At 69.2% G+C, this 26,695-nt stretch carries 23 protein-coding genes; 13 read left to right on the forward strand and 10 right to left on the reverse strand.

Going from position 1 to position 26,695, the window contains the following annotated elements; all coding sequences use genetic code 11:
- Positions 1-4: 4 nt before the first annotated feature.
- The 7 genes from ACUTAG_RS17215 to gtdA form a co-directional block, all read right to left on the reverse strand.
- Positions 5-1,225: a 3-hydroxybenzoate 6-monooxygenase gene (locus tag ACUTAG_RS17215; protein ID WP_053497538.1), complete on the reverse strand. Its 1,221-nt coding sequence runs from the start codon at positions 1,223-1,225 to the stop codon at positions 5-7.
- Between the two features lie 19 nt (positions 1,226-1,244).
- On the reverse strand, positions 1,245-2,597 hold the full coding sequence (locus tag ACUTAG_RS17220) for an FAD-dependent oxidoreductase (RefSeq protein ID WP_148317640.1): 1,353 nt from the start codon (positions 2,595-2,597) through the stop codon (positions 1,245-1,247).
- A gap of 82 nt (positions 2,598-2,679) precedes the next feature.
- Entirely contained in the window at positions 2,680-3,684 is a 1,005-nt protein-coding gene (locus ACUTAG_RS17225) for a Bug family tripartite tricarboxylate transporter substrate binding protein (RefSeq protein WP_148317638.1), read from the reverse strand.
- Positions 3,677-4,075 (reverse strand): chorismate mutase, encoded by a 399-nt coding sequence (locus ACUTAG_RS17230; RefSeq protein WP_047993005.1) that lies wholly within the window; start codon positions 4,073-4,075, stop codon positions 3,677-3,679. Before ACUTAG_RS17230 ends, ACUTAG_RS17225 begins: the two co-directional genes overlap by 8 nt.
- On the reverse strand, positions 4,072-4,710 hold the full coding sequence (maiA, locus tag ACUTAG_RS17235; RefSeq protein WP_006386926.1) for a maleylacetoacetate isomerase: 639 nt from the start codon (positions 4,708-4,710) through the stop codon (positions 4,072-4,074). The genes ACUTAG_RS17230 and maiA overlap by 4 nt, the downstream gene beginning before the upstream one ends.
- A 12-nt stretch (positions 4,711-4,722) precedes the next feature.
- Positions 4,723-5,421 (reverse strand): fumarylacetoacetate hydrolase family protein, encoded by a 699-nt coding sequence (locus tag ACUTAG_RS17240; protein ID WP_047993004.1) that lies wholly within the window; start codon positions 5,419-5,421, stop codon positions 4,723-4,725.
- Between the two features lie 59 nt (positions 5,422-5,480).
- Positions 5,481-6,533 carry a gentisate 1,2-dioxygenase gene (gene gtdA / locus ACUTAG_RS17245; protein ID WP_020925339.1) on the reverse strand — a complete coding sequence of 351 codons (1,053 nt, stop codon included), beginning with the start codon at positions 6,531-6,533 and terminating at the stop codon, positions 5,481-5,483.
- Positions 6,534-6,702: 169 nt separating this feature from the next.
- Here gtdA and ACUTAG_RS17250 point away from each other — a divergent pair, with 169 nt between their 5' ends.
- Both ACUTAG_RS17250 and ACUTAG_RS17255 read left to right on the forward strand, forming a co-directional pair.
- Positions 6,703-7,638 (forward strand): LysR family transcriptional regulator, encoded by a 936-nt coding sequence (locus tag ACUTAG_RS17250; RefSeq protein ID WP_006386930.1) that lies wholly within the window; start codon positions 6,703-6,705, stop codon positions 7,636-7,638.
- Positions 7,638-8,195, forward strand: a complete 558-nt coding sequence (locus tag ACUTAG_RS17255; protein WP_006386931.1) for a hypothetical protein — start codon at positions 7,638-7,640, stop codon at positions 8,193-8,195. Before ACUTAG_RS17250 ends, ACUTAG_RS17255 begins: the two co-directional genes overlap by 1 nt.
- A 43-nt stretch (positions 8,196-8,238) precedes the next feature.
- Here ACUTAG_RS17255 and glpK read toward each other — a convergent pair whose 3' ends face one another.
- Positions 8,239-9,762, reverse strand: a complete 1,524-nt coding sequence (glpK, locus tag ACUTAG_RS17260; RefSeq protein ID WP_429927867.1) for a glycerol kinase GlpK — start codon at positions 9,760-9,762, stop codon at positions 8,239-8,241.
- Entirely contained in the window at positions 9,749-11,203 is a 1,455-nt protein-coding gene (locus ACUTAG_RS17265; protein ID WP_446650252.1) for a DHA2 family efflux MFS transporter permease subunit, read from the reverse strand. The genes glpK and ACUTAG_RS17265 overlap by 14 nt, the downstream gene beginning before the upstream one ends.
- Before the next feature lie 98 nt (positions 11,204-11,301).
- Between ACUTAG_RS17265 and ACUTAG_RS17270 the strand changes: the two genes are divergently transcribed.
- The 4 genes from ACUTAG_RS17270 (at position 11,302) to ACUTAG_RS17285 (ending at position 13,828) form a co-directional block, all read left to right on the forward strand.
- Positions 11,302-11,490, forward strand: a complete 189-nt coding sequence (locus ACUTAG_RS17270; RefSeq protein ID WP_006386935.1) for a DUF3460 family protein — start codon at positions 11,302-11,304, stop codon at positions 11,488-11,490.
- 16 nt (positions 11,491-11,506) lie between these two features.
- Complete coding sequence (locus tag ACUTAG_RS17275) at positions 11,507-12,397, forward strand: segregation and condensation protein A (RefSeq protein WP_024067627.1); 891 nt, start codon at positions 11,507-11,509, stop codon at positions 12,395-12,397.
- A gap of 46 nt (positions 12,398-12,443) precedes the next feature.
- Entirely contained in the window at positions 12,444-13,298 is an 855-nt protein-coding gene (gene panC, locus ACUTAG_RS17280) for a pantoate--beta-alanine ligase (protein WP_060720760.1), read from the forward strand.
- Positions 13,299-13,423: 125 nt separating this feature from the next.
- Entirely contained in the window at positions 13,424-13,828 is a 405-nt protein-coding gene (locus tag ACUTAG_RS17285; protein ID WP_148317636.1) for a response regulator transcription factor, read from the forward strand.
- A 133-nt stretch (positions 13,829-13,961) separates the two neighbouring features.
- On the opposite strand, the gene ACUTAG_RS17290 is transcribed toward ACUTAG_RS17285, so the two are convergent.
- Positions 13,962-14,738: a copper resistance protein NlpE N-terminal domain-containing protein gene (locus ACUTAG_RS17290; RefSeq protein WP_148317634.1), complete on the reverse strand. Its 777-nt coding sequence runs from the start codon at positions 14,736-14,738 to the stop codon at positions 13,962-13,964.
- Positions 14,739-14,920: 182 nt separating this feature from the next.
- On the opposite strand from ACUTAG_RS17290, the gene ACUTAG_RS17295 reads away from it, so the two are divergent.
- The 7 genes from ACUTAG_RS17295 (at position 14,921) to ACUTAG_RS17325 (ending at position 26,504) form a co-directional block, all read left to right on the forward strand.
- On the forward strand, positions 14,921-15,778 hold the full coding sequence (locus tag ACUTAG_RS17295) for a prepilin peptidase (RefSeq protein WP_020925331.1): 858 nt from the start codon (positions 14,921-14,923) through the stop codon (positions 15,776-15,778).
- A gap of 73 nt (positions 15,779-15,851) precedes the next feature.
- Positions 15,852-16,499: a dephospho-CoA kinase gene (gene coaE / locus ACUTAG_RS17300; protein WP_006386940.1), complete on the forward strand. Its 648-nt coding sequence runs from the start codon at positions 15,852-15,854 to the stop codon at positions 16,497-16,499.
- A gap of 42 nt (positions 16,500-16,541) precedes the next feature.
- A complete protein-coding gene (gene zapD / locus ACUTAG_RS17305) occupies positions 16,542-17,294 on the forward strand; it encodes a cell division protein ZapD (RefSeq protein ID WP_026383627.1) in 753 nt (250 codons plus the stop codon).
- A 137-nt stretch (positions 17,295-17,431) separates the two neighbouring features.
- Positions 17,432-18,709 carry an MdtA/MuxA family multidrug efflux RND transporter periplasmic adaptor subunit gene (locus ACUTAG_RS17310; protein ID WP_035200201.1) on the forward strand — a complete coding sequence of 426 codons (1,278 nt, stop codon included), beginning with the start codon at positions 17,432-17,434 and terminating at the stop codon, positions 18,707-18,709.
- A 15-nt stretch (positions 18,710-18,724) separates the two neighbouring features.
- The gene (locus ACUTAG_RS17315) at positions 18,725-21,823 is read left to right on the forward strand and encodes an MdtB/MuxB family multidrug efflux RND transporter permease subunit (RefSeq protein ID WP_148317632.1); all 3,099 of its coding nucleotides are present in this window, start codon (positions 18,725-18,727) and stop codon (positions 21,821-21,823) included.
- Complete coding sequence (locus ACUTAG_RS17320; RefSeq protein ID WP_058665359.1) at positions 21,820-24,930, forward strand: multidrug efflux RND transporter permease subunit; 3,111 nt, start codon at positions 21,820-21,822, stop codon at positions 24,928-24,930. The genes ACUTAG_RS17315 and ACUTAG_RS17320 overlap by 4 nt, the downstream gene beginning before the upstream one ends.
- Positions 24,927-26,504, forward strand: coding sequence for an efflux transporter outer membrane subunit (locus ACUTAG_RS17325; protein WP_240294716.1), 1,578 nt, complete (start codon positions 24,927-24,929; stop codon positions 26,502-26,504). Before ACUTAG_RS17320 ends, ACUTAG_RS17325 begins: the two co-directional genes overlap by 4 nt.
- The last annotated feature ends 191 nt before the right edge of the window (positions 26,505-26,695 follow it).

Consider the following 26,695-nt stretch of genomic DNA (forward strand, 5'->3'; position numbering starts at 1 on the left):
TTTCTTATGGCTGGATGGGGCCCGCGAGGCAGTTCTCCACCTTCCAGCCGTAGAGCCACTGCAACGCGTCATAGAACTGGGACTGGCCGCGGCCGGTCCACAGCATGTTGCGCACGGTGCGTTCGACGCCCCGCGCGTGATAAAGGCGGCCCATCTCGCGCGTCGACCAGACCACGCGCGCGCTGCGCGGGATGCGCACCGATTCGTACAGGCGGAAGGCGGCTTGCAGGTCGTGGTCGCAGCGCTTGACGGCCTCGCCCAGCGTCACCGCGTCTTCCAGCGCCATGCAGGCGCCCTGGGCCATGTACTGCGTCATGGGATGGGCGGCGTCGCCCAGGATCGTGACGCGCCCCTGGCCCCACTGTTCGACCGGCTCGCGGTCGGCGGTGGCCCAGCGCTTCCAGGAGGTGGGGCGGTCCAGCATCTGGTGCGGGCGCGGGTGGATGCCCTGGAAGTACGACAGCACCTCTTCCTTGCTGCCTTCGCGCACGCCCCATTGTTCCTGTTCGCGGCTGTGGAAGGTCACCACCAGGTTGTATTGCTGGCCGCCGCGCAACGGGTAGTGCACCAGGTGGCAGTGCGGGCCGGCCCACAGCACCGGCGCGTTGATGCGCAGTTCCTCGGGCATGTTGTCGCGCTCGACCACGGCGCGGTAGACCACGTGGCCGGTCACGCGCGGCGGATCGCCGATCAGGTGCTCGCGGATCACCGACTTGACGCCGTCGGCGCCGATCACCGCGTCGGCCTGGTAGCGGTTGCCTTCGGTGTCGGTGACCTCGACGCGTTTTTCGTCCTGCGTGACGCTGGCGATCTGCGTCGAGGTGCGAAAGCGGATCAGCGGGTTCTGCTGCACCGCTTCCAGGATGGACAGATGGATGTCGGCGCGGTGGATCACGGCGTAGGGGCCGCCGAAACGCTCGCGGAAGGCGGCGCCGGTGTCGATGCGCACCACTTCGCGCGCGTCGACCGCGTCCATCATGATGATGTGGTCGGTGAAGACCGCGCGCTGGCGCGCCGTGGCGCCTACGCCCAGCGCGTCGAGCGCGGCGAAGGCGTTGGGGCCGAGCTGGATGCCGGCGCCGATCTCGCCGATGTGCGCGGCCTGCTCCAGCAGTTGCACCGCGATGCCCTGGCGCGTCAGCGCCAGCGCCGCGGCCAGGCCGCCAATGCCGCCGCCCACGACGATGACGGATTGGGGCGGGTTCTTTGCGGGGGTTGCGTTCATTGCGTGGTTCCTTGCGTGTTCATTCCTGGCGGCCGAGGAAAGCGCCTTGCCGTTGCAGTTGCGCCTGCAGCGCCGCCACAGGCACGTCGGCAGGCGCGTGGCCGTCGCGCAGCGCCATGGCGGCCGCGGTGCCGGCGGCCTCGCCCATGACGAAGCAGCTGCCGCTGACGCGCGCGGCCGACTGGCCTTCGTGCGTCATCGACGCGCAGCGTCCGGCCACCAGCACGTTGGCGGCCACGCCCGGGCCGCGGCGCGGCACCATCATGCGGAACGGCAGCTGGTTGTAGCCGCGCGATTCGGGAATCGGCGGCCACAGCCATTGCACGTCCCCGGCGGTGTGCATTTCCAGCGGCCAGCCGTTCACGCCGATGCTGTCCTCGAAGTCGGCGCAGCCCAGCACGTCTTCCTTGGTCAGCATGGCCTCGCCGACGATGCGGCGGGTCTCGCGGATGCCGAGCTGCGGCGCGATGTCGAGCACATAGGCGTTTTCGAAGCCCGGCACCTTGGCGCGCAGGAACTTCAGGTATTCGGTGATCTGGCGGCGGCCTTCGAGCTCGCCGGCCGAGAGCGAGGCGGCGTCGGTGCCGTCGGCCGCGCTGCCGTCGGCGTTGGCCAGCTGGGTGACGTTGACGCGCCACTCGTAGTCATGCTTTTGCGGCCGCACGATGGCGCCGCGCCGCGGGAAGGTGAATTCGCCGCTGGCGGCGGCCTGGTCCATCAACTGCGGGATGGTCTTCCAGGCCTCCTGGGCGCGGGCGCCATCGACGTTGCCGACCTTGAACATCAGCGTGGGGTAGAGCATGTGGCCCTGCGCGTCGCCCTTTTCGAACGGCAGGCCGCCCCATTGCGCGATGTCGGCGTCGCCCGAGCAGTCGATGAAGACCTTGCCGCGCACCGCGCAGCGGCCGGACTTGGTCTCCAGGAACAGCGCGTCGACATTGCCGGCGGCGTCGCGCGCCAGGCCGGTGGCCAATGCGTGGAACAGGATTTGTGCGCCGCTGTCCTGCACCATGCCGTCGGCCGCGCACTTGAAGGCGGCGATGTCGTAGGCCTGGGCGTGGATCTTGCCCAGGATCAGGTGCGGGTCGTTCAGGCCGTCCAGCGCGCGCATGCGGTCCAGCAGCTCGTCCGTCATGCCGTGCACCACCTGGCGGATGGCGCCGCGCACGTTGGCGTGCAGGCCGCAGAAGTTGGAGACGCCCGCCGCCGTGCCCATGCCGCCGAGAAAGCCATAGCGTTCCACCAGCAGCACGCTGGCGCCGTTGCGGGCGGCGCTGACGGCCGCCAGGATGCCGGCGGGGCCGCCGCCCAGCACGACGACGTCGTATTCGCCGTAGAGCGGCACCTGGCGGGCGGGTTCGGTGAGGGTCATGCCTTGTCTCCTTGCTTGTCCTGCTTGACTGCGTGCTGTGTTGCGAAATGCCGGGCCGGCTGGCCCGTCTTGCGGTCCCGGCCTACTGGCCCTTGATGCCGAGCTTGGTGATCAGCGGCTCCCAGCGCTTGAGCTCATCGTCCATGTAGGCGCGGAACTCGGCAGGCGTGCCGCCGACCGGGTCCATGAACTGCGCCTGCAGACGCTTGACCACCTCGGGGTCGCGGATCGCCTGGATCAAGGCGTCCGACAGCTTCTTCTGGATGTCGGCGGGCACCTTGGACGAAATCACGAAACCGATCCAGGCCGAACCCTCGATGCCGGGCACGCCGACTTCGGCCAGCGTGGGGATCTCGGGCAGCAGTGTGGAACGCCTGGACGAGGTCACGGCCAGCGCCTTCAGGCGGCCGTCCTTGACCATGCTCATGACCGCGATCGGCGGCAGCGCGGCGAACTGCGTGTCGCCCGACAGCAGCGAGGTCAGCGCGGCCGGCGATGACGGATAGGGCACGTGCGTGGCGCGCGCGCCGATCCGCTGCAGCAGCAGTTCCACCGCCAGGTGCGAAACGGTGCCGGCGCCGGGCGAGGGGAAGTTGTACTTGTCGGGGTTCTTCTTCAGGGCCTCCAGCAACTGGCCGACGTTGTCGATGCCGGAGTTGGCCGGCACCACCAGCACGTTGGGCTGGTGCACCGCCAGCGTCAGCGGCGCCAGGTCGGTGGCGGGGGCGTAGGGCAGCTTGTCGAACAGCAGCGTGTTGTTCACCAGCGGGCCGGTGATCGAGACGCCGAAGGTGTAGCCGTCGGGCTTGGCGTTGGCGATGGCGAAGGTGCCGATGTTGCCGCTGGCGCCCGGCTTGTTCTCCACCACCACGGTCTGGCCGAGGATGGCGCCGGCCTTCTCGCCGACGATGCGCGCCACCTGGTCGGGGCTGGATCCCGGACCGAACGGCACCAGCGCCTTGAGCGGCTGCGACGGCCAGGCGTCGACGCCCTGCGCCGCGCCCAACGGCGCCAGCGCGATCAGCCCCAGCGCCAGCGCGCGCGCCGCGACGGTGCGCGCCCGCGCCAGGGTTGAGGACTTATGCATGCTTGTCTCCCGCGATCTTCATATTGTTGAAATAGGTCTGTTCATTGGCGATGAAGGCCGCCACCATGGCGCGGTAGGCCGCATCCACCACCTGGTCCAGGTTCTCGAAGCCCTGGTTGTGGCGCTCGGCCAGGCGCCGCACTTTCTCGAACACTTCGGCCTGGCGCGCCGGCGCGCTGACCTGGAAGGCGTCGCGCTTGAAGCGCGCGGCATCCTTCACGTACATGGCGCGTTCGGCCATCAGGCGCACGATCTGGTCGTCCAGGCGGTCGATGTTGGCGCGCACTTCGGCCAGGTTGGCGCACAGCGGGCGGTAGTCCGGATCGGTGTATTCGCGCAGCGGCGCGCCCTGGGTATCGGGCTCCTGGCCCGGGGATGCTTGCGAGGTCACTTGATGTAGTCCGGTTGGTTGCCGGGCGCGGCCTGCTGGAAGGCCGGCTGCGCAAGGCAGTGGTCGTACACGCCGAGCAGGCGCGGATAGGCCGACAGGTCGCAGCCCATGCGCTGGGCATTTGCCACCTGCGGCACCACGCAGCAGTCCGCCAGCGTCGGCGCGTCGCCGAAGCAATAGGCGCCGCCGCCATGGCGCGCCAGCAGCGCCTCGACCGCGGTCAGGCCTTCGCGGATCCAGTGGTGGTACCAGGCGTTCTTCTGCGCCTCGGTGGCGCCCAGTTCTTCCTGCAGGTAGCGCAGGATGCGCATGTTGTTGACCGGGTGGATGTCGCAGGCGATGGCGTTGGCCAGTTCCAGCACCCGCGCGCGTTCGCGCGGCGCGGCCGGGATCAGGCGCGGCTCGGGGTGCGTAGCGTCCAGGTAGTCGATGATGGCGAGCGATTGCGACAGCTGGAAATCGCCTTCCGTGAGCAGCGGCACGCCGGCCGACGGGTTCCGCGCCACGTAGTCGGCGGCGCGCTGCTCCTGTTTGCGCAGGTTCACCGGCACGATGTCGACCGGCAGACCCTTGAGCGCCAGCGCGATGCGCACGCGATACGAGGTGGAACTGTTGAAGAAGCTGTGCAGTTGCATGGGCGGGCTTCCTCAGGCGATCCGCACGCTTAGCGTGCCCAGGCCGTCGACGCCGCCGACCATCGTGTCGCCGCGCACCACCGGGCCCACGCCTTCGGGCGTGCCGGTATAGATCAGATCGCCGGCTTCCAGGCGGAAGTACCGGGACAGGTAGGCGATGGTCTCGGCCACCGACCAGATCAGCTTGCCGATGTCGCTGCGCTGCTTGTCGGCGCCGTTGACCTGCAGCCAGATGCCGGCGCGGTGGATGTCGCCGGCCTGCGCGGCGGGCACCAGCGGGCCGATCGGCGCGCTCTGGTCGAAGGCCTTGCCCAGTTCCCACGGGCGGCCGGCTTCGCGCATCTTCATCTGCAGGTCGCGGCGCGTCATGTCCAGGCCGACGGCGTAGCCCCACACGTGTTCCAGCGCGGCGTCGACCGCGATGTTGGCGCCGCCCTTGCCGATGGCCGCCACCAGTTCGATTTCATAGTGGAAGTTGGCGGTCTCGGACGGATAGGGCAGCGTCAGCGTGGCGTCCCGCGCCACCGGCACCACGGCGTCGGCCGGCTTGCAGAAGAAGAAGGGCGGTTCGCGGTCGGGATCGAAGCCCATCTCGCGGGCGTGGGCGGCGTAGTTGCGGCCGACGCAATAGACGCGGCGCACGGGGAAGCGATCCGGGCTGCCGGCGACGGGCACGGCGACGGGGTCGGCGGGAGCAAACACGTAAGACATGAATCAACCTTTGAAGGCGGAACGGAAAGGGGGAGGGCGGGCGCCGCGGCCCGCCCGCGTCAGGCGGTGCGTTCTTCGCGCCACAGGCCCAGCGCGTCCTGCACCGGGCGGTCGGAATAGCTGAACAGGGTGGCGTCTTCCAGCGCCGCCAGCTGCACCGGCTGCCACGACGGCGCCACGAACACGTCGCGCGGGCCGAAATGGAATTCGGCGTCGCCGACGCGGGCGATGCCGCGGCCTTCCACCACGCTGTAGACGGTGGAATCGGTGCTGCGATAGACCTTGCCCTGGAAGCCGGCCGGCAGCAGCTGCATGAAGGTGGCCATGGTGGGCATGGGGTAGCCGCCCGTGGCCGGGTTCAGGTAGCGCAGCTTGACGCCGTCCCAGGGGTCCAGCTCGCCATGGCGGTAGAGCGCGTCCAGCGCCTCGCGGCTGCGCTCGTAGGGATAGTTGAAGATCGGCGAGGTGCCGCTGGTGGCGCGGTGGCGCACCGGCGCCATGTTGTGGCCGTAGCGCGCCATGCTGTCGCCTTCGGGACGCGTGACCGGCTGGGTGGCGGACGGATAGTTCTCGGCGAAGCCGGCGTCCAGGAAGCGCAGCAGCGGGATGTCCAGGCCATCCAGCCAGACCACCGGTTCGCCGCCGTCGACGGTCTCGGCGTTGCCGTGGTCGTGCCAGGTCCAGGACGGCGTGATGATGAAGTCGCCCGGATGCATGGTGGTGCGCTCGCCATTGACGGCGGTGTAGGCGCCGCGGCCTTCGACGATGAAACGCAGGGCCGACTGGGTGTGGCGGTGGCTGGGCGCGATCTCGCCCGGCAGGATCAGTTGCAGGCCGGCGTACAGGCTCTGCGTGATGCTGGCCTGGCCGGGCAGGCCCGGGTTCTCCAGGATCAGCACGCGCCGCACGGCTTCCTCGGCGCTGATGAGCGAGCCGGAAGCCAGCACGTCGTCGCGCACCTCGTCGTATTTCCAGATGGCGGGCACGCAGCGCGGCGCGGGCTGGCGCGGCACCAGGTTGTGCAGCGACTCCCACAGCGGGGCCATGTGCTTCTGGGCGATGCGCGCGTAATAGGCGGCGCGATCCGCGCCGGGGGGGTGACCGTCGGGCATGTCTGTCTCCTGGGGCCGGCGTCGGGGCCGGCTTCTGTGGGCCCGACGCGGCGGGCGCGGCGGGGCCTGATATGGAGACGATTATGCGTAACGAGCTATGTGTTTTGAAATGAAATTATCTTATTATCCATACCAATAACTATATGGATAAGAGACCAAAGGGGACTCCATGGACTGGACTCACCGGTTGCGCCTGCGCAACCTGAAAATGCTCCTCAGCCTGGCCCAGACCCGCAACATCAGCCACTCGGCCGCGATGCTCAACACGACCCAGCCGGGGTTGTCGAAATGGCTGAAGGATCTGGAGGACGACATCGGCCTGCCGCTGTTCGAGCGCCATGCGCGCGGCCTGCGGCCGACGCCGCATGGCGACGTGCTGATCGCGCACGCGCAGCGGGTCGAGGCGCAGCTGGACCGCGCCAGCGCCGACATGGCCGCGCTGCGCGAGGGCGGCGGCGGACGGGTGGTGATCGGCGCCTCGGGCGCGTCCGCGTCGGACACCGTGCCGCTGGCGGTGATGAAGCTGCTCGAACGCATGCCGCAGGCCCGCGTGAAGCTGGTGGAGGGCACCACCGACCGCCTGCTGGCGCAACTGGCGCAGGGCGACCTGGACATCGTGGTGGGCCGCTCGGCGCCCGAGCATCATGATCCGGCCATCCGCTTCGAGGCCCTGTACCTGGAGCCGATCCATCTGGTGGCGCGGCCGCGCCATCCCCTGTTCGCGCTGGAGCAGCCGGGCTGGCCCGAACTGCTGTCGTACCGCTGGATCCTGTGGCCCAAGGGCACGCCGATCCGCAACGCGGTCGACGCCGCGCTGGCGGCGGCCGGCCAGGCGCCGCCGGCCGATCATGTCGAATCCAATTCGGTCACCATCAACCTCACCCTGATCAACAACAGCGACATGATCGGCGTGGCCTCGCATCGCGCCGCGCTGCGCTTCACGCAGATGAAGGCGATGCGCATCATCCCGGTGCGGCTGTCGGGCTTCGGCTCGGTGGCCATGTACTGGCGCGAGGACGCATTCAGGCCGACCGCCGTGCAGGAGGCGATGGCCGCGCTGCGCAACACGGTGGCGGAACATGCGCCGGGCGTGACGAGGCTCTGATGGCGCCATCCGGGCCCGGACTGAATGCGCTGATCGCGCAATGCCGCCGGCTGGAGGCGGCGCTGCGGGACGAGGCGGGCGCGCCGGACACGTCAGCGGCCATGCACCGCTTCGTCGCCGAGATGGATGCGCGCGCCGCGCCGCCGGGGCTGTGGTCGCCGCTGGCGCTGGCCGTATTGACGATGGTCGGCGGCATCGGTGTCGGCATCGGCCTGTTGAGCCTGCTGCTGCGGCCGGCCGGGCCGGCCCTGGCCGCCTTCGCGCTGGTGCTGGCCTGCGCCGTCACGGCCTTGGCGCTGGCGATCGGCGTGGTGGCGTTCATGGGCGGCTACAGCCTGGGGCTGGTGCTGCTCAAGCGCACCGCGCTGGCGTTGGCCACTGCCGGCGCGCTGGGCCTGATCGCCTGGTCGCAGGGCGACATGCGCGCGGTCGGCCCGGTGGTCGCGCTGCTGGGCGGCGCCGGCGCGTGGCTGCTGATGAACAGCAATGCGTTCTATCTGTTCGCCGGCTATCGCATGGCGTTGCGGGTGATGCAGGCGCAGGCGCGGCGGCCGTGAGCCGCCGTTGGCGCGGGCGAGGCGAGGACCGCCCGGCCGGCCATCACTTGGCCGTGTTGGACCAGCCCTTGGACAGTTCCACCGCCTGGCGCCAGCGCCGCATGCGGGCCTCGCGCACCGAGTCCGGCCAGGCCGGTTCGAAGGTGCGCTCGGCCTGCCACTTGGAGGCGAACTCGTCCTGCCCCGACCAGAAGCCGACCGCCAGGCCGGCCAGCCCGGCCGCGCCCAGCGCGGTCGATTCCGGCACCCGCGGGCGCACCACCGGCACGCCCAGCAGGTCGGCCTGCATCTGCATCAGCAGGTCGTTGCGGGCGGCGCCGCCGTCCACCCGCAGCTCGGTCAGCGCGATGCCGCTGTCGCCGTTCATGCAGGTCAGCAGTTCGGCGCTCTGCAGCGCGATGGATTCGAGCGTGGCGCGGGCGATGTGGGCGCGGGTGGTGCCGCGCGTCAGGCCGACCAATGTGCCGCGGGCGTAGGGGTCCCAGTGCGGCGCGCCCAGGCCGGCGAAGGCCGGCACCATGAAGACGTCGTCGGTGTCGGCCACGCTGGCGGCCAGCGATTCGATTTCCTCGGAGCGCTGGATGATGCCCAGGCCGTCGCGCAGCCATTGCACCGCGGCGCCGGCGACAAATACGCCGCCTTCCAGCATGTAGGCCGCACGCCAGCCGTCCTGGCCCGCGGTGGGCATGCCCCAGCCGACGGTGGACAGCAGGTGGTTGCGCGACTGCACCGGTTTGTCGCCCACGTTCATCAGCATGAAGCAGCCGGTGCCGTAGGTGTTCTTGGCCATGCCCGGCTTGAAGCAGGCCTGGCCGAAGGTGGCGGCCTGCTGGTCGCCGGCCACGCCGGCGATGGGAATGGAGCCGCCCAGCCATTCGGGCAGGGCTTCGCCCACCACCGCGCTGCTGGGCGCGATGGATGGCAGCACGCTGCGCGGAATGTTGAGCAGCGCCAGGATCTCGTCGTTCCAGTCCTGCGTATGCAGGTCGAACAGCATGGTGCGCGAGGCGTTGCTGGGGTCGGTGCTGTGCACCGCGCCGCCGGTCAACTGCCAGATCAGCCAGGTGTCGACGGTGCCGAAGGCCAGTTCGCCGCGCTCGGCCTTCTGGCGCGCGCCGGGCACGTGATCCAGCAGCCAGGCCAGCTTGGTGCCCGAGAAATAGGCGTCCAGCACCAGCCCGGTGCGCGATTGCAGGAAGTCGGCGTGGCCGTCCTGGCGCAGCTGGTCGCACATGGGCGCGGTGCGGCGGTCCTGCCAGACGATGGCGCGGGCCAGCGGGCGGCCGCTGGCGCGCTCCCAGATCAGGGTGGTTTCGCGCTGGTTGGTGATGCCGATGGCGGCTACGTCGGCGGCGCTGGCGGCGGCGTTGCGCAAGGCCTCGCGCGCCACGTCCAGCTGGCTGTGCCAGATTTCGCCGGGGTCGTGCTCGACCCAGCCCGGTCGCGGGTAGTGCTGGCGGAATTCACGTTGGCCGATGCCGCGCACCACGCCGTCGCGATCGAACACGATGGCGCGGGAGCTGGTCGTGCCCTGGTCCAGGGCCAGGATAAATTCATTCGTCGTCACTGTTCTTGGCGCCGTTCAGGTGTGCCCCGGCCAGCGGGTCGAGGCGTCTAAAGGAGAAGGCCGAAGCCGCGCACATCAGGCCGATGACGATGAAGCCGGCGATCACGTCGCCGACCGCCAGCGTTTCGGCCCCGCGCAGGGTCATGCTGATGTTCAGGGTCACCGCGGCCACGCCCACGCCCAGGCTGATGCCCAGTTGCTGCGCCATGGCGGCGAAGCTGCTGGCGCGGCTCATCCTGGCCGGGGGTATGTCGGCATAGGTTAGCGTATTTACGCCGGTGAACTGCAGCGAGCGGAAGAAGCCGCCGATCAGCAGGATGGCGATCATCAGCCAGACCGGGGTGGACGGCGTGAACGTGGCGCAGACCACGATGAAGGCGCCGGTCAGCACCGCGTTCACCGTCAGCACGCGGCGAAAGCCGAAATGCCTGACGATGGGCGTGGCGACGAATTTCATCAGCAGCGCGCCGGCGGCGCTGGCGAAGGTGATCAGGCCGGCCGAGAACGGCGACAGGCCGAAGCCCACCTGCAGCAGCATGGCCAGCAGGAAGGGCGTGGCGCCGACCGCGAAGCGGCACAGGTTGCCGCCCAGCGTCGAGATGGCGAAGGTCGGGATGCGCATCAGCGCCAGATCGATGATGGGGTGTTCGGTGCGGCGCGCATGCCAGCCGTAGAGCAGGCCGCAGGCGATGCCGACCGCGATCAGGCCCAGCAGCAGCGGTAGCGGCATGACGTCGCGGCCGATGGCCTCGAAGCCGCTGACCAGCGTGGCCAGGCACACCGCGCTGAGCAGGAAGCCGAGCCAGTCCAGGCGCGGCGCCGATTCTTCCTTGATCTCGGCCACGTAGCGCAGCACCAGCGCGATGCCGAGCACGCCAATGGGGATGTTGATCAGGAAGATCCAGTGCCACGACATGTACGTGACCATGAAACCGCCCAGCGGCGGCCCGATCACCGGCCCCAGCAGCGCCGGGATCGACAGGAACGACATGGCTTTGAGCAGGTCCTGCTTGGGCACGGTGCGCAGCAGGATGATGCGGCCCACCGGCACCATCATGGCCCCGGCCATGCCCTGCACCACGCGGGAGACGACCAGCTGCGGTAGGTCCTGCGACAGGGCGCAGGCCACGGAGCTGAGGGTGAACAGGCCGATGGCGGCGATGAAGACGCGGCGCGCGCCGTAGCGGTCGGCGGCCCAGCCGCTGACGGGCACGAACACGGCCACCGACAGCAGGTAGGAGGTGATGGCCACGTTCAGCCGCACCGGGGTTGATCCCAGGGCCCGGGCCATGGCCGGCAGGGCGGTCGCCACTACGGTTGCGTCCAGCATCTGCATGAACAGCGCGCAGCCGACGATGAAGGGAATCATGCGCGCCGCGCGTGCCGCGTCCGGGGTCGAGGGAGGAGCGGGATTGGCTGCGGCTGCTGATTCTGCGGACATGGCGGAGGAGGGCGGAGGGACCTGGAAGATTGTAACGCCGGGTCTCGGCCCCGGGTGCAGTAAACTGGCGGCATCCGAAACCCACTGAAATTGGTGCCATGGCGACCAACTACGAATCCGAGATCACCAAGTTCCTGAAAGACTACAAGCAGTCGCATCCTGGCACCGAAGAGCGCCAGCGTGAAGGCCGCGCCCGTCTCTGGGACAAGCCGCAGGACGCGGAATTGCTGGAAGGCTTCCGCGCGGCCCGCGTGCCGCAAAAGCCGTACGTGTATCAGGCCGACTGATACCGTTGCGGCAGCCATGGCCCACAACCCCTCCGTCCCGGGCGACGCCCTGGCCGCGCTAGTGGAACCGCCCGTCGACAGCACGCCCGATACCGTTGACAGCGTCGCCTTCGCGCGCCTGTACGGCGAGCCGCTGTTCCAGATGCCGACGGACCTGTACATCCCGCCGGACGCGCTGGAGGTGTTCCTCGAGGCCTTCGAGGGGCCGCTGGACCTGCTGCTGTACCTGATCCGCAAGCAGAACTTCAACGTGCTGGACATCCCCATGGCGGATGTCACGCGGCAGTACCTGTCGTACGTGGAGCAGATCCGCATCCACAACCTCGAACTGGCCGCCGAGTATCTGCTGATGGCGGCCATGCTGATCGAGATCAAGTCGCGCATGCTGCTGCCGGTCAAGAAGACCGACACCGGCGAAGAGCCCGAGGATCCGCGCGCCGAGCTGGTGCGCCGCCTGCTCGAGTACGAACAGATGAAGCTGGCCGCGCAGAAGCTCGACGCCATGCCGCAGCTGGGCCGCGACTTCGTCAGCAGCCACGCGGTCGCCGACCTGAGCGTCGAGCGCATGCTGCCCGACGTCAGCGTGGACGACCTGCGCGCCGCGTGGGCCGACATCATGAAGCGGGCCAAGCTCAACCAGCACCATCACATCACCCGCGAACAGCTGTCGGTGCGCGATCACATGACGCACATCCTGCGGCGCCTGAACGACGTGCGCTTCATGGAGTTCGGCGACCTGTTCATGGAACGGGTGCGCGAAGGCGCGCCGGCCGCGGTGGTGGTGGTGCACTTCATCGCCATGCTGGAACTGGCGCGCGAGTCGCTGCTGGAAATCACCCAGGCCGAGCCCTACGCGCCCATCTACGTGCGCCTGGCCTACACCAGCGTCGCGGCGGTCGCGGCCTGATCCGATTCCCCCCCCCGGGCTGTGCGCCCAACCCCGGAGATTCCCCTTGAAAGTCGTCCACACCATCCAGGAACTGCGCGACCACCTGCGCGGCCAGAACCGTGTCTCGTTCGTGCCCACCATGGGCAACCTGCACGAAGGCCACCTGGCGCTGATGAAGCTGGCGCGCCAGCACGGCGATCCGGTGGTCGCCAGTATTTTCGTGAACCGCCTGCAGTTCGGGCCGAACGAGGATTTCGACCAATACCCGCGCACCCTGGCCGCCGACATCGAGAAGCTCGAGCGCGAGCGCGACGTCTACGTGCTGTTTGCGCCCAACGAACGCGAGATGTACCCCGAGCCGCAGAATTACCGCGTGCAGCCGCCGGACGACCTGGGTGACATCCTCGAAGGCGAGTTCCGCCCCGGCTTCTTCGCCGGCGTCAGCACCGTGGTGCTCAAGCTGTTCTCCTGTGTCCAGCCGCGGGTGGCGGTGTTCGGCAAGAAGGACTACCAGCAGCTGATGGTGGTGCGCAACATGTGCCGCCAGTTCCAGCTGCCGGTGGAAGTGCTGGCGCACGAGACCGTGCGCGCCGACGACGGCCTGGCGCTGTCCTCGCGCAACCGCTACCTGAGCGACGCCGAGCGCGCCGAGGCCCCGGCTCTCTATGCCGCGCTGCGGAACGTGGGCCAGCGCCTGGCGGCCGGCGAGCGCGACGCCGCCGAGCTGGAACGCGAGGCCACCCAGCACCTGACCGATCGCGGCTGGAAGGTGGACTATATCGCCCTGCGCCGCCAGCGCGACCTCAAGCGCCCGGAAGCCGCCGACCTGCAGGCCGGCGAGCCGGTGGTGGTGCTGGCCGCCGCCAAGCTGGGCGCGACGCGCCTGATCGACAACCTGGAGCTGTCCTACACGGCCTGAGGCCGCGCCGGGCCGGCTACGCCGTGCCGTGCCGCGCCCGGCCCCCTGGCAAAATTGCCAGCTTACGCCGCCCGCCTCGGCACGGCAGACTCTCTGCAAGTCTTCATTGCAGAACATAGAGTCCCATGCCCGTCCCCCATCCCGATCTCCCTGTCATCCTGGCCACCCTGACGCCGCGCGAGCGCGAGATCGTCGCCTACGTCGCGGCCGGGCAGCCCAACAAGGTCATCGCGATCGACCTGGCCATTTCATTGCGCACCGTCGAAGCCCATCGCGCCCGCATCTTCGCCAAGCTGGGGGTGCGCAACGCCATGCAGCTGGCGTGCCGCCTGTGCGCCTACGCGCGGCAGGGCCTGTCCCCGGTGGCGGGCTGCGGCGCGCCGGGCGAGGGCCAGGCGCCGGCCGGGCCGGCGGCGTCGGCGGAGCCGGCGCGAACCGGCGCGGGCTACGCGGTGGCGGCCACGCCGATCGATGTGATCATCTCCGATTGTTCGGCGAGTCTCATAAACAAAGGGTTTTGGAGTAAGTAGACGCTTACATTCGACTGGAGCATGCGCGGCGTTCCTGCCAACCGAAAAGCACAGGGCCCGGCGGACGGGGTGTCCGACGGGCCCTGTGGTGGCAGGTCTTCGGTTCAGGCCGGGCGGATCCGGCCTGCCGGGTTCAGGGGCACTGGGGCGCCTTGGCCTTGGCCAGCTCGTCGATGGGATCGAGGTCCGGCTGGCGGGTCAGGTTGTAGTTCAGGTTCGGCGTCTGGCCGGCGACGGAGCGCACGCGCAGCACGTTATTGGCGGCGACGACGAATTCGACCCGCACGTTGCCCTGGCCGTCGAGCAGGATGACGCGCGGCGGGCGTTCGTCGGTGGCGTCCCAGCAACCTTGCTCGACCACCGGCGCGGCCTTCTTGGGGTCGTTTTCCAGGTAGGCCGTGCGACCGCGCCAGCGGCCATTGGGTGCCAGCGTCAGCGTGACGCGCTGCGCCGTGCACTGCATGGCGGGGGAGAAACACGGCAGGGTGCCCATGTAGGTCTGCGGTTGCGGCACCAGGCTGTTGGCCGCGGCGCTCTGGGCAGAGGCCGGCGCCACGGGGGCCGGCGCCGCGCCGGAGGAAACCGAGCCGCTGTCGGCGCCTTCCGGCACGGCCTGGCCGTCTTCGGTGGTGGCGGCGCCCTGGGCCGCGGCGGCCGTCTGGCTCGGCGTCTTCTTCTGGTCGGGCTTGAGCGCGATCTGCACCTGCGACGGCGCCCGCAGCACCGTGCGGTAGCCGGCGCCGGACCCCTGGTACTGGGCGTCCGTGACCGTGCTTTCGACGGGAGGATCGTAATAGCCTTCGGTGCGCTGCTGGGCACACCCCGCGGCCCCCAGCGCCGTGCCCGCTAGCAGCAGCCCCATGATGCTGAGTTTGCGGGGGCGGGTAAGGATTTCGACGCGCGCGGCCATGGCAGCTGATCCGTAAGTTGAGTCTGTCTCCGATTTTACGCACTTATGCGAAGATTCGATACGATCCCCCCTCACCCAGAAAGGCGTTGCCGGCACTTTATGCACAAATTACGACACGGCCCCGGGCCTCATGCCCGCCGCCCCGGCGTCGAGACCGGACAACGGCCGCCGAGGGACCGCTTATGACGACTTTGTGGCACGTCTTTCCCGTGCCGCTGGCGCCGTTCGTCGCGCTGGCCGCGCTGGCCGGCCTGTTCGCGGGGGGCTGGCTGACGCGCCTGACCCATCGTCTGCCGCGCATGATGGAGCACGAGTGGCAGGCGCAATGCCAGGAGGCGGCCGGCAAGCCGCGGTCCGCCGCCGCTTACGGCCTGCTGGCGCCGGCGGCCCACTGCCCCGCCTGCCAGGCGCCGGTCACCGGTTGGCGGCGCCTGCCGCTGCTGGGCTGGCTGGCGCTGCGGGGCCGTTGCGCCGCCTGCCACGCGCCGATCGGCTGGCGCTATCCGGCCATCGAGTCGATGACCTGCATCCTGTTCGCCGCCTGCGCCTGGCGCTTCGGCGCCACGCCGATCGCGCTGTGCGCCATGGGCTTGTCGGCGGCGCTGGTGGCGCTGGCCTGGATAGACCTGGAGACGACCCTGCTGCCCGACGCGATCACCCTGCCGCTGGCCTGGGCCGGGCTGCTGGTGAATCTGTTCGACGCGTTCACGCCGTTGTCGATGGCGGTGGTGGGCGCGGTGGCTGGCTACGTGTTCCTGTGGGTTATCTTTCATGCATTCCGCCTGCTGACCGGACGCGAGGGCATGGGCTTTGGCGATTTCAAGCTGCTGGCGGCGCTGGGCGCGTGGTTCGGCGTCGGCGCCTTGCCGATGCTGCTGCTCGCCGCGTCGGTGGCGGGGGTGGTGGTCGGCGGCGCATTGACGCTCAGTGGCCGCGCCAGCCGGGGACAGGCGCTGCCGTTCGGCCCCTATCTGGCGCTGGCGGGCGTGGCCGTGCTGCTGCTGGGCGGGGAGCAGGGCCTGGGATGGTTGCTGCACTGAGCGCGCGAAGCGCCGCCCGGCAGGAGGCGATGCGCGGAACCGGCCGAGGCAGGGCCGCGGAGGGATGAAGACTATGTTCAAGATTGGTTTGACCGGCGGCATCGGCTCCGGCAAGTCGCGCGTGGCCGACATGCTGGGCGAATGGGGCGCGGCGGTCGTCGACACCGACGAGATTGCGCGCGCGCTGACGGCGGCCGGCGGCGCCGCGATGCCGGCCATCGAGCGCGAGTTCGGGCCCGGCGCCTTGACGCCTGCCGGCGCGCTCGACCGCGACTGGATGCGTGAACGCGCCTTTGCCGATCCACGGGTGCGCCAGCGCCTCGAAGCCGTGCTGCACCCGGTCATCGGCCAGGAAACCGAGCGCCAGGCCGAGGCCGCCCACGGGCACTACCTGGTATTCGTGGTGCCGCTGCTGGTGGAGTCGATCGCGCGTTGGCGCGACCGGGTCGACCGCATCTGCGTGGTCGACTGCGATCCGGAAACGCAGGTGGCGCGCGTGCGTTCGCGCAGCGGGCTGACGGACTCAGCCATCCGGCGTATCATGGCGGCACAGGCTGCGCGGGCGAGTCGGCTCGAAGTCGCGGACGACGTCATCGACAATGGCGGCGCGACATCACCCGAACAATTGCGCGCGCAGGCGAAGACCCTGCATGACCGCTGGCTGGCGCTGGCGGCCACGACGGGCCGGCAAGCCCCGGGCTTGGCCGGCACCCCTGAATAATCTCGGCCCGCGGGCCGACCTCCGATGGGCCTGTTTACCAGCGTGATCGTTTTCGAATATCCCTTCAATGAGCGCATTCGCGCTTACCTGCGGCTTGAATACCTGTTCGACAGGTTGTTCTTCTTTGCCCGCGAGGGGGATTCACGGCAGCACCAGGTCGCGGTCAGTTCGCTGTTCGATCTGCTCGACGTGTGCGAACGCACCGACGTGAAAGGCGCGGTGCTGCAGGATCTCGAACGCCAGCGCGTGGCGCTGGTGGGGTTGCGCGATCATCCCGGGGTGGCGCAGGACGCGCTCGAAGGCATGCTGCGCGAACTCGAGAAAGTGGTGGCGGCCCTGGCCGCGCCCGGCAAGACCGGCCAGTCGCTGCGCGAGAACGAATGGCTCACCAGCCTGCGGGGCCGCCTGTCGGTGCCGGGCGGCGCCACCCAGGTCGACATGCCGTCGTACTACGCCTGGCAGCACAAGCCGGAAGCGGCGCGCTGCGCCGACCTGCAGGCCTGGCTGGCGCCCTTCATTGCCCTGCACGACGGCCTGACCCTGGCCCTGCGCCTGTTGCGCGAATCCGGCCGCAAGGCCGACATCGTGGCCGAGCAGGGCGCCTACCAGCAGATGCTGGGCGGCAAGCAATACCAGCTGCTGCGCGTCTGGATCGACCCCGACCAGGGCGTGTTCCCTGAGATCAGCGCCAACAAGTACATGATCTGGATCCGCTTTTCGACCCAGGACGGCGAGTTCAAGCCCCAGCAGGTGGCCCGCAGCATCCCGTTCCAGATGACCCTCTGCAACTCCTGACCCTGACGCAATGCCAGGGGGGGCGATACCGCCCCGATTCCTGTTGCGGCCTATTTCAGCGGCAACGGACAATGACGGAAATGTCGGCCGTCTAGGTCACAATACGGCTTTCTCCGTCAGTGCCGGAACCGTTTCCCATGTCCGATAGCCGCCCCGTTTCGTCGCCTTCCCGCTGGACCCGCCGCAGAATCATCGGGCTGGCGGTGCTTTTGCTGGTGGCGGCCGGCATCGCCTGGTGGGCGCTGCGGCCCGCGACCGCGCCAGGCAATGCCGGCGGCGGACGCCCGGGCGCGGGCGGGCGGCCCAACATGGCCGCGGCGATGGCCAATATGGCGGTGCCGGTGCGGGTGGCCAGCGCCGTCACGCAGGACATCGACATCTATCTCAAGTCGCTCGGCACCGTCACCGCCTACAACACCGTCACGGTGCGCAGCCGCGTCAGCGGCGAACTGGTGGACGTGCCGTTCCAGGAAGGGCAGCGGGTCAAGGCCGGCGACCTGCTTGCCCAGGTCGACCCGCGCGCCTTCCAGGTGGCGCTGGACCAGGCCCGCGGCACCCAGATGCAGAACCTGGCGCTGCTGGAAAACGCGCGCCGCGACCTGCAACGCTACCAGGCCCTGTTCAAGCAGGACTCGATCGCCAAGCAGCAGGTCGACACCCAGGCCGCGCTGGTGCGGCAATACGAAGGCACCATCAAGAGCGACCAGGCCAATGTCGACAATGCCCGCCTGCAGCTGGACTACGCCCGCATCACCGCGCCGATCAGCGGCCGCCTCGGCCTGCGCCAGGTCGACCGCGGCAACCTGGTGTCCAGTTCGGACACCAACGGCCTGGTGGTGATCACGCAGACCCAGCCGATCTCGGTGGTGTTCACGCTGCCCGAGACGCAATTGCCCGAAGTGCGCGCCGAACTGGCCCAGGGCCGCACGCTGGCGGTGGAGGCCTATGACCGCGCCGACACCCGCCGCATCGCATCCGGCACGCTGGAGACGCTGGACAACCAGATCGACGTCACCACCGGCACCCTCAAGCTCAAGGCCAGGTTCGACAACCAGGATGACGCCCTGTTTCCCAACCAGTTCGTCAACGTGCGCCTGCACGTCCTGACGCGCAAGGGCGTGACCGCGATCCCGACGGCGGCGGTGCAGCAGGGTTCGGCCGGGGCCTTCGTGTTCCTGGTGCAGCCGGACGATACCGTGCAGGTCAGGCAGGTCAAGCTGGGCGCCATCAACAATGGCATGGTGGCCGTCAACGAAGGCCTGCAGCCGGGCGACCGCGTCGTCACCGAGGGCACCGACCGCCTGCGCGCCGGCGCCAAGGTCGAGGTCGTGGGCGGGGGCGAGGTGATCCCCGCCGCCAAGGACAAGTCGCTGGGCGGGGGCGCGCCGGCGGGCACCACGCCCGCCACGCGCTGATCGAGGGGCCGCCCCGTGAGCCCGTCGCGCCTGTTCATCCTGCGGCCCGTGGCCACCACGCTGTCGATGGTGGCCATCCTGATCGCGGGCTTCATCGCTTACCGCATGCTGCCGGTGTCGGCGCTGCCCGAAGTCGACTACCCCACCATCCAGGTGACCACGCTGTATCCGGGCGCCAGCCCGGACGTGATGACGTCGCTGGTGACCTCGCCGCTGGAACGGCAGTTCGGCCAGATGCCGGGCCTGAACCAGATGTCGTCGACCAGTTCGGGCGGTGCCTCGGTCATCACCATGCAGTTCAACCTGACGCTGCCGCTGGACGTGGCCGAGCAGCAGGTGCAGGCCGCCATCAACGCGGCATCCAACCTGCTGCCCAGCGACCTGCCGGTGCCGCCGACCTACAACAAGGTCAATCCGGCCGACGCGGCGGTGCTGACGCTGGCCATCACCTCGCCCACCATGCCCTTGCCGCAGGTGCGCGATCTGGTCGATACGCGGGTGGCGCAGAAGCTGTCGCAGATTCCGGGCGTGGGCCTGGTGAGCGTGGCGGGCGGGCAGCGCCCGGCCGTGCGGGTGCAGGTCAATCCGCAGGCGCTGGCGGCCAATGGCCTGGGGCTGACCGACCTGCGCGCCGCCGTGGTGGGCGCCAACGTCAATCAGCCCAAGGGCAACCTGGACGGGCCGCTGCGCTCGACCACCATCAACGCCAATGACCAGCTCAAGTCGCCGACCGACTACAACGACCTGATCATCGCCTACAAGAACAACGCGCCGCTGCGCCTGTCGGACGTGGCGCGCGCGGTCGAGGGCGCCGAGGACACGCGCCAGGCCGCCTGGGCCGGCGACAAGCCGGCCATCCTGCTGAACATCCAGCGCCAGCCCGGCGCCAACGTCATCGACGTGGTCAACCGCATCCAGGCGCTGCTGCCGCAGCTGCGCGCCGCGCTGCCGGCCACGCTGGACGTGACGGTGGTGTCGGACCGCACCCAGACCATCCGCGATTCGGTGGCCGACGTGCAGTTCGAGATGCTGCTGGCCGTGGCACTGGTGGTGATGGTGACCTTCGTGTTCCTGCGCAGCCTGACCGCGACGCTGATCCCCAGCGTGGTGGTGCCGCTGTCGCTGGTGGGCACCTTCGGCATCATGTACCTGGCCGGCTTCTCCATCAACAACCTGACGCTGATGGCGCTGACCATCGCCACCGGCTTCGTGGTGGACGACGCCATCGTCATGATCGAGAACATCGCCCGCCACATCGAAGAGGGCGAGACGCCGCTGCAGGCCGCGCTCAAGGGCGCGCAGCAGATCGGTTTCACGCTGATCTCGCTGACCTTCTCGCTGATCGCGGTGCTGATCCCGCTGCTGTTCATGACCGAGGTGGTGGGGCGGCTGTTCCGCGAGTTCGCCATCACGCTGGCGGTGTCGATCCTGATTTCGCTGGTGGTGTCGCTGACGCTGACGCCGATGATGTGCGCGCGCCTGCTGCGTGCCGAATCCGAGCAGAAGCACGGGCGCTTTCACCAGGTCACCGGCGCCTTCATCGACCGCACCATTGCCGCCTACGACCGCATGCTGCAGAAGGTGCTGCGGCACCAGCCGTTGACGCTGCTGGTGGCCCTGGCCACCTTCGCGCTGACGGTGCTCCTGTACATCCTGGTTCCCAAGGGCTTTTTCCCGCAGCAGGACACCGGGCTGATCCAGGCCATCACGCAGGCGCCGCAGTCCATTTCGTTCACCGCCATGGCCGAGCGCCAGCAGGCGGCGGCGCGGCTGGCGCTGGAGGATCCGGACGTGCAGGCGGTGTCGTCGTTCATCGGCGTGGACGGCAGCAACGCCACCCTCAGCGCCGGCCGCATGCAGATCGCGCTCAAGCCGCAGGCCGAGCGCAACGGCGACCTGCGCACGGTCATGGCGCGGCTGCAGCAAGCCTTCGGCAAGCAGGACGGCCTGACGGTCTACATGCAGCCGGTGCAGGACCTGACCATCGAGGACCGCGTCAGCCGCACCCAGTACCAGATGACCCTGTCCAATCCGGACCTGAAGGTGCTGAGCGAATGGACGCCCAAGCTGATCGACCGGCTGCGCCAGGTGCCGGGCCTGAAGGACGTGACCGATGACCTGCAGGACGACGGCCTGCAGACCTGGGTCGAGATCGACCGCGACGCCGCCTCGCGCCTGGGCATCACCGCCTCCGTGGTGGACGAGGCGCTGTACGACGCTTTCGGACAGCGCCTGATTTCGACCATCTTCACCCAGTCCAACCAGTACCGCGTGGTGCTGGAGGTGCAGCCGCAGTTCCAGATGAACCCGGCCGCGCTGGGGCAGATCCACGTGCCGACCTCGACCGGCGCGCAGGTGCCGCTGTCGTCCATCGCCCGCATCACCGAGGGCAAGACGGTGCTGGCGGTGAACCGGCTGGACCAGTTCCCGATGGTGACGGTGTCGTTCAACCTGGCGCCGGGCGCGTCGCTGTCGGCCGCGGTCGAGGCAATCACCGCGGCCGAGGCCGAGATCGGCATGCCGGCCAGCGTCGAGACGCGCTTCCAGGGGGCGGCGCTGGCGTTCCAGAATTCGCTGTCGAGCACGCTGTGGCTGATCCTGGCGGCCATCGTCACCATGTACATCGTGCTGGGCGTGCTGTACGAAAGCTATATCCACCCGATCACCATCCTGTCGACGCTGCCGTCGGCCGGGGTGGGGGCGCTGCTGGCGCTGCTGATCAGCGGCACCGAGCTGGACATGATCGGCATCATCGGCATCATCCTGCTGATCGGCATCGTCAAGAAGAACGCCATCATGATGATCGACTTCGCGCTCGACGCCGAGCGCAAGCGCGGCCTGTCGCCGCGCGCGGCGATCCATGAGGCGGCGCTGCTGCGTTTCCGGCCGATCCTGATGACCACGCTGGCGGCGCTGTTCGGCGCGCTGCCGCTGATGCTGTCCACGGGCACCGGCGCCGAGCTGCGCCAGCCGCTGGGCCTGGTGATGGTGGGCGGCCTGCTGCTGAGCCAGGTGCTGACGCTGTTCACCACGCCGGTGATTTATCTGATGTTCGACCGCGTGTCGCGGCGCTGGCGCGGCATGCGCGAGGCGCGCGCCGGGAGCGCGCCGTGATCCTGTCGGCGCCCTTCATCGTCCGGCCGGTGGCGACCACGCTGTTGTCGCTGGCGGTCGTGCTGGCGGGCATGCTGTCGTTCTTCCTGTTGCCGGTGGCGCCGCTGCCGCAGATGGACATTCCCACCATCTCGGTGTCGGCCAGCCTGCCGGGCGCCAGCCCGGAGACCATGGCGTCCAGCGTCGCCACGCCGCTGGAGCGCTCGCTGGGCAGCATCGCCGGCGTGACCGAGATGACCTCCAGCAGCTCGCAGGGCTCGACCCGCGTGACGCTGCAGTTCGACCTGTCGCGCGACATCAACGGCGCCGCGCGCGACGTGCAGGCGGCCATCAACGCCGCCCGCTCGCTGCTGCCCACCAGCCTGCGCAGCAACCCCACGTACCACAAGTCCAATCCGTCGGACGCGCCCATCATGACGCTGGCGATGACGTCCGACACCCTGAGCCAAGGCCAGATGTACGACCTGGCCTCGACCATCGTGGCGCAGAAGCTGGCGCAGGTCGATGGCGTGGGCGAGGTCACGGTGGGCGGCAGTTCGCTGCCGGCGGTGCGCGTGACCGTGCTGCCGGGCGCGCTGGCCAATCGCGGCGTGTCGCTGGACGAGGTGCGCACGGCGCTGGCCAATGCCAACGCCAATCGGCCCAAGGGCGTGCTGGAGAACGACCAGTACCACTGGCAGATCATGGTCAACGACCAGCTCAGCCGCGCCGAACAATACCGGCCGCTGATCGTGGCCTGGCGCGACGGCGCGCCGGTGCGGGTGTCGGACGTGGCCAAGGTCGAGGACTCCGTCGAGGACCTGTTCCAGACCGGTTTCTACAACCAGCGCAACGCGATCCTGATGATCGTGCGGCGCCAGGCCGACGCCAACATCATCGAGACCGTGGACGCGGTGCGCGCGCAATTGCCGACGCTGCTGGCACTGATGCCGGCCGACGTGCAGCTGACCGTGGCGCAGGACCGCACGCCCAGCATCCGCGCCTCGCTGCACGAGGCCGAGCTGACGCTGATCATCGCGGTGGGTCTGGTGGTGCTGGTGGTGTTGCTGTTCCTGAGGCGCTGGCGCGCGGCCATCATTCCCAGCGTCGCGGTGCCGGTGTCGCTGATCGGTACCTTCTGCATCATGTATCTGTGCGGGTTCACGCTCAACACCATTTCGCTGATGGCGCTGATCGTGGCCACCGGCTTCGTGGTGGACGACGCCATCGTGGTGCTGGAGAACATCATGCGGCACGTCGAGAACGGCATGTCGCCGATGCGGGCGGCGCTGCGCGGCTCGCGCGAGGTGGGCTTCACGGTGCTGTCGATGAGCCTGTCGCTGGTGGCGGTATTCATCCCGATCCTGCTGATGGGCGGGGTGGCGGGGCGCCTGTTCCGGGAATTCGCGGTGACGCTGTCGGCATCCATCATGGTGTCGCTGGTGGTGTCGCTGACGCTGACGCCGATGATGTGCGCGCGCCTGCTCAAGGCCGAGCCCAAGGAACCGAAGCCGCCCGGCCGGCTGGCGCGCTGGGCGGAACGCGGCTTCGACTGGATGCAGGACGGCTACCGCCGCAGCCTGGCGTGGGCGCTGGCCCATGGCCGGCTGATGATGCTGGTGCTGGCGGCGGCGGTCGGCCTGAACGTGTACCTGTACACCGTCGTGCCCAAGGGCTTCTTCCCGCAGCAGGACACCGGCCAGCTGCTGGGCTTTTTCCGGGTGGACCAGGGCACCTCGTTCCAGGCCACGGTGCCCAAGCTGGAAGCGCTGCGCAAGGTGGTGCTGGCCGATCCGGCGGTGCAGAGCATGACCGGCTACGCGGGCGGGCGCGGCGGCAGCAACAGCAGCTTCATGCAGATCCAGCTCAAGCCGCTGGGGGAACGCAAGGTATCGGCCGACCAGGTCATCAACCGGCTGCGGGCGCGATTGCAGAACATGCCGGGCGCGCGCATGTTCCTGGTGGCGCAGCAGGACATCCGGGTCGGCGGCCGCCAGAGCCAGGGCTCGTATGACTACACCCTGATGTCCGGCGACCTGCAATTGCTGCGCGCCTGGATGCCCAAGGTGCAGCAGGCCATGGCGAAGGTTCCCGAGATCACCGACGTCGATACCGACGTCGAGGACAAGGGCCGCGAAATCAACCTGGTGATCGATCGCGACGCCGCCACGCGGCTGGGCGTGAGCATGGCCACCATTTCCACGGTGCTGAACAATTCCTTCAGCCAGCGCCAGGTGTCGGTGATGTACGGACCGCTGAACCAGTACCACGTGGTGTTGGGGGTGGACCAGAGGTTCGCGCAGGACATCGAGTCGCTCAAGCAGGTCGAGGTCATCACCTCGACCGGCGCGCGGGTGCCGATGGCGGCCTTCGCCCGCTTCGAGAACGCCAACGCGCCGCTGAGCGTGCAGCATCAGGGCCTGTTCGTCGCCGACACGGTGTCGTTCAGCCTGGCGCCGGGCGTGTCGCTGGGCCAGGCCACCGCCGCTATCGATGCCGCGGTGGCGCGCATCGGCCTGCCGTCGGATCAGATCCAGGCTGGTTTCCAGGGCACGGCGGCGGTGCTGCAGCAGACCCTGGCGCAGCAGCCCTGGCTGATCCTGGCGGCGCTGGTCACGATGTACATCGTGCTGGGCATCCTGTACGAGAGCTTCGTGCATCCGCTGACGATCCTGTCGACGCTGCCGTCGGCCGGGCTGGGCGCGCTGCTGGCCCTGCTGCTGGTGCGCACCGATTTCACGCTGATCGCGCTGATCGGGGTGTTCCTGCTGATCGGCATCGTCAAGAAAAACGCCATCATGATGGTGGACTTCGCGCTGGAGGCCGAGCGCAACCAGCACATGGCGCCGCGCGAAGCCATCTTCCAGGCCTGCCTGACGCGGTTCCGCCCCATCATGATGACCACCATGGCCGCCATATTCGGCGCCTTGCCGCTGGTGCTGGCCACCGGCGCCGGCGTCGAGATGCGCCAGCCGCTGGGCATCACCATCGTGGGCGGGCTGGTGCTGAGCCAGATTCTCACGCTGTACACCACGCCCGTGGTCTATCTTTACCTTGACCGCTTCCGCCTCTGGGCCGCGCGCGGGCGCGCCCGGCGCGGCGGGGCCGCTTCGATAGAACAACCATGATCCGCAACGCCAAGCTTTTTCCCCACGCATTCCTGCCGCGCGCCGGCCTGACGCTGGCGCTGTGCGCGGCGCTGGCCGCCTGCGCCGTCGGCCCCGACTACCAGCGCCCCGCGCTGGACGTGGGCGCGGCCTACAAGGAAGGACAGGTCGAGGTGCCAGGCTGGAAGCGGGCCGAACCGCGCGACGACGTCGACCGCGGACAATGGTGGCGCGTCTACGATGACGCCACGCTCAACGGACTGGTGGACAACCTGAATGCGTCCAACCAGACCATCGCCCAGGCCGAGGCCAACTACCGGCAGGCGTTGGGGCTGGTGCGTGGCGCGCGCGCCGGGTTCTTCCCCACGGTGGGCGCGGGCGCCGGCCTGACGCGCTCGGGCAGCGGCGGCGGCAACGGTTCGTCGTCCTCGTCGGCCGGCGGCGGCAATGTGTCCAACCAGTACTCGCTGACCGGCAACGTCAGTTGGGAACTGGATGTGTGGGGGCGGGTGCGCCGCAGCGTCGAGTCTTCCGAGGCCAGCGCCGCGGCCAGCCTGGCTGATCTGGCCGCCACGCGCCTGAGCGCGCAGGCAGCCCTGGTGCAGGCCTATCTGCAATTGCGCGTGCTGGATGAGCAGAAGCGCCTGCTGGATGCCACCGTGGCGGCCTACGAGAAGTCGCTGCAGCTGACGCAGAACCGTTACAACGTCGGCGTGGCGGGGCAGTCGGACGTGGCGGTGGCGCGCACCCAGGTCGAAAGCACGCGCGCGCAGTCGATCGACCTGGACTGGCAGCGCGGCCAGTACGAACATGCCATCGCGGTGCTGATGGGACAGGCGCCGTCGCGCTTCAGCCTGCCGCCGGCGCCGTTTTCGCTGCAACTGCCGCAGATTCCGGTGGGCCTGCCGTCCGAGCTGCTGGAGCGCCGTCCCGACGTGGCCGCCGCCGAGCGCCGCGCCGCCGCCGCCAATGCGCAGATCGGCGTGGCGCAGGCGGCCTGGTTCCCCAACCTGACCCTGTCCGCCGACGGGGGCTTTCGCAACGGCCAGTTCGCCGAGCTGCTGACCGCGCCGGCGCGCTTCTGGTCGCTGGGGCCGGCGCTGGCGTTGACGATTTTCGATGGCGGCGCGCGCCAGGCGCAGGTCGAGCAGGCGCGCGCATCCTACGATGCGCAGGCGGCCGCGTACCGGCAGGCGGCGCTGACAGGATTGCGCGAGGTCGAGGACTATCTGATCCAGCTGCGGGTGATGGAAAACGAACAGACGGTGCAGCGCCGCGCATTGGAGTCGGCGCGCGAATCGCTGCGGCTGATGCAGAACCAGTACAAGGCCGGGCTGGTCGATTACCTGAGCGTGGCGGTGGTCGACGCCACCGCGCTCAGCAATGAACGCAGCGCGCTCAGCCTGTATGGCAACCGCCTGATTGCCAGCGTCAACCTGATCGTCGCGCTGGGCGGAGGCTGGCAGGGGCTGGCGCCGGCGCAGGGCGGCGCCGCGGCCGGCGGCCAGGCCGCTGGCGCGCCGATGGCCGGCGATCGGCCGGGCGCGGGCCAGAGCGTGGCGCCGGCCGGCGCGCAGCCGGCCAGCCAACCTTAGTAGGGATAACGCCCGACTCCTCCTTCTCCCGATTGACAAGCCGGGGCCTCGGGTTCCTAATGCGGAAAAAGTGACCGTATGGTCACGTCGGGCGTCAGCCCACGATGCGACACCCCGCCCATGGCGAGGCCGGCCGCGTCGAACCGCGAAGTACCGATGCACCCGATTCCGTTTGATCAATCGAACACTTC

Source organism: Achromobacter sp. CSND-B12 (assembly GCF_052906545.1).

Bases quoted from the DNA above. Each gene is read 5' to 3' on its own strand.
- ACUTAG_RS17215 (WP_053497538.1), bottom strand. From the start codon at position 1,225: ATGAACGCAACCCCCGCAAAGAACCCGCCCCAATCCGTCATCGTCGTG.
- ACUTAG_RS17220 (WP_148317640.1), bottom strand. From the start codon at position 2,597: ATGACCCTCACCGAACCCGCCCGCCAGGTGCCGCTCTACGGCGAATAC.
- ACUTAG_RS17225 (WP_148317638.1), bottom strand. From the start codon at position 3,684: ATGCATAAGTCCTCAACCCTGGCGCGGGCGCGCACCGTCGCGGCGCGC.
- maiA (WP_006386926.1), bottom strand. From the start codon at position 4,710: ATGCAACTGCACAGCTTCTTCAACAGTTCCACCTCGTATCGCGTGCGC.
- ACUTAG_RS17240 (WP_047993004.1), bottom strand. From the start codon at position 5,421: ATGTCTTACGTGTTTGCTCCCGCCGACCCCGTCGCCGTGCCCGTCGCC.
- gtdA (WP_020925339.1), bottom strand. From the start codon at position 6,533: ATGCCCGACGGTCACCCCCCCGGCGCGGATCGCGCCGCCTATTACGCG.
- ACUTAG_RS17250 (WP_006386930.1), top strand. From the start codon at position 6,703: ATGGACTGGACTCACCGGTTGCGCCTGCGCAACCTGAAAATGCTCCTC.
- ACUTAG_RS17255 (WP_006386931.1), top strand. From the start codon at position 7,638: ATGGCGCCATCCGGGCCCGGACTGAATGCGCTGATCGCGCAATGCCGC.
- ACUTAG_RS17265 (WP_446650252.1), bottom strand. From the start codon at position 11,203: ATGTCCGCAGAATCAGCAGCCGCAGCCAATCCCGCTCCTCCCTCGACC.
- ACUTAG_RS17270 (WP_006386935.1), top strand. From the start codon at position 11,302: ATGGCGACCAACTACGAATCCGAGATCACCAAGTTCCTGAAAGACTAC.
- ACUTAG_RS17275 (WP_024067627.1), top strand. From the start codon at position 11,507: ATGGCCCACAACCCCTCCGTCCCGGGCGACGCCCTGGCCGCGCTAGTG.
- ACUTAG_RS17285 (WP_148317636.1), top strand. From the start codon at position 13,424: ATGCCCGTCCCCCATCCCGATCTCCCTGTCATCCTGGCCACCCTGACG.
- ACUTAG_RS17290 (WP_148317634.1), bottom strand. From the start codon at position 14,738: ATGGCCGCGCGCGTCGAAATCCTTACCCGCCCCCGCAAACTCAGCATC.
- ACUTAG_RS17295 (WP_020925331.1), top strand. From the start codon at position 14,921: ATGACGACTTTGTGGCACGTCTTTCCCGTGCCGCTGGCGCCGTTCGTC.
- coaE (WP_006386940.1), top strand. From the start codon at position 15,852: ATGTTCAAGATTGGTTTGACCGGCGGCATCGGCTCCGGCAAGTCGCGC.
- ACUTAG_RS17310 (WP_035200201.1), top strand. From the start codon at position 17,432: ATGTCCGATAGCCGCCCCGTTTCGTCGCCTTCCCGCTGGACCCGCCGC.
- ACUTAG_RS17325 (WP_240294716.1), top strand. From the start codon at position 24,927: ATGATCCGCAACGCCAAGCTTTTTCCCCACGCATTCCTGCCGCGCGCC.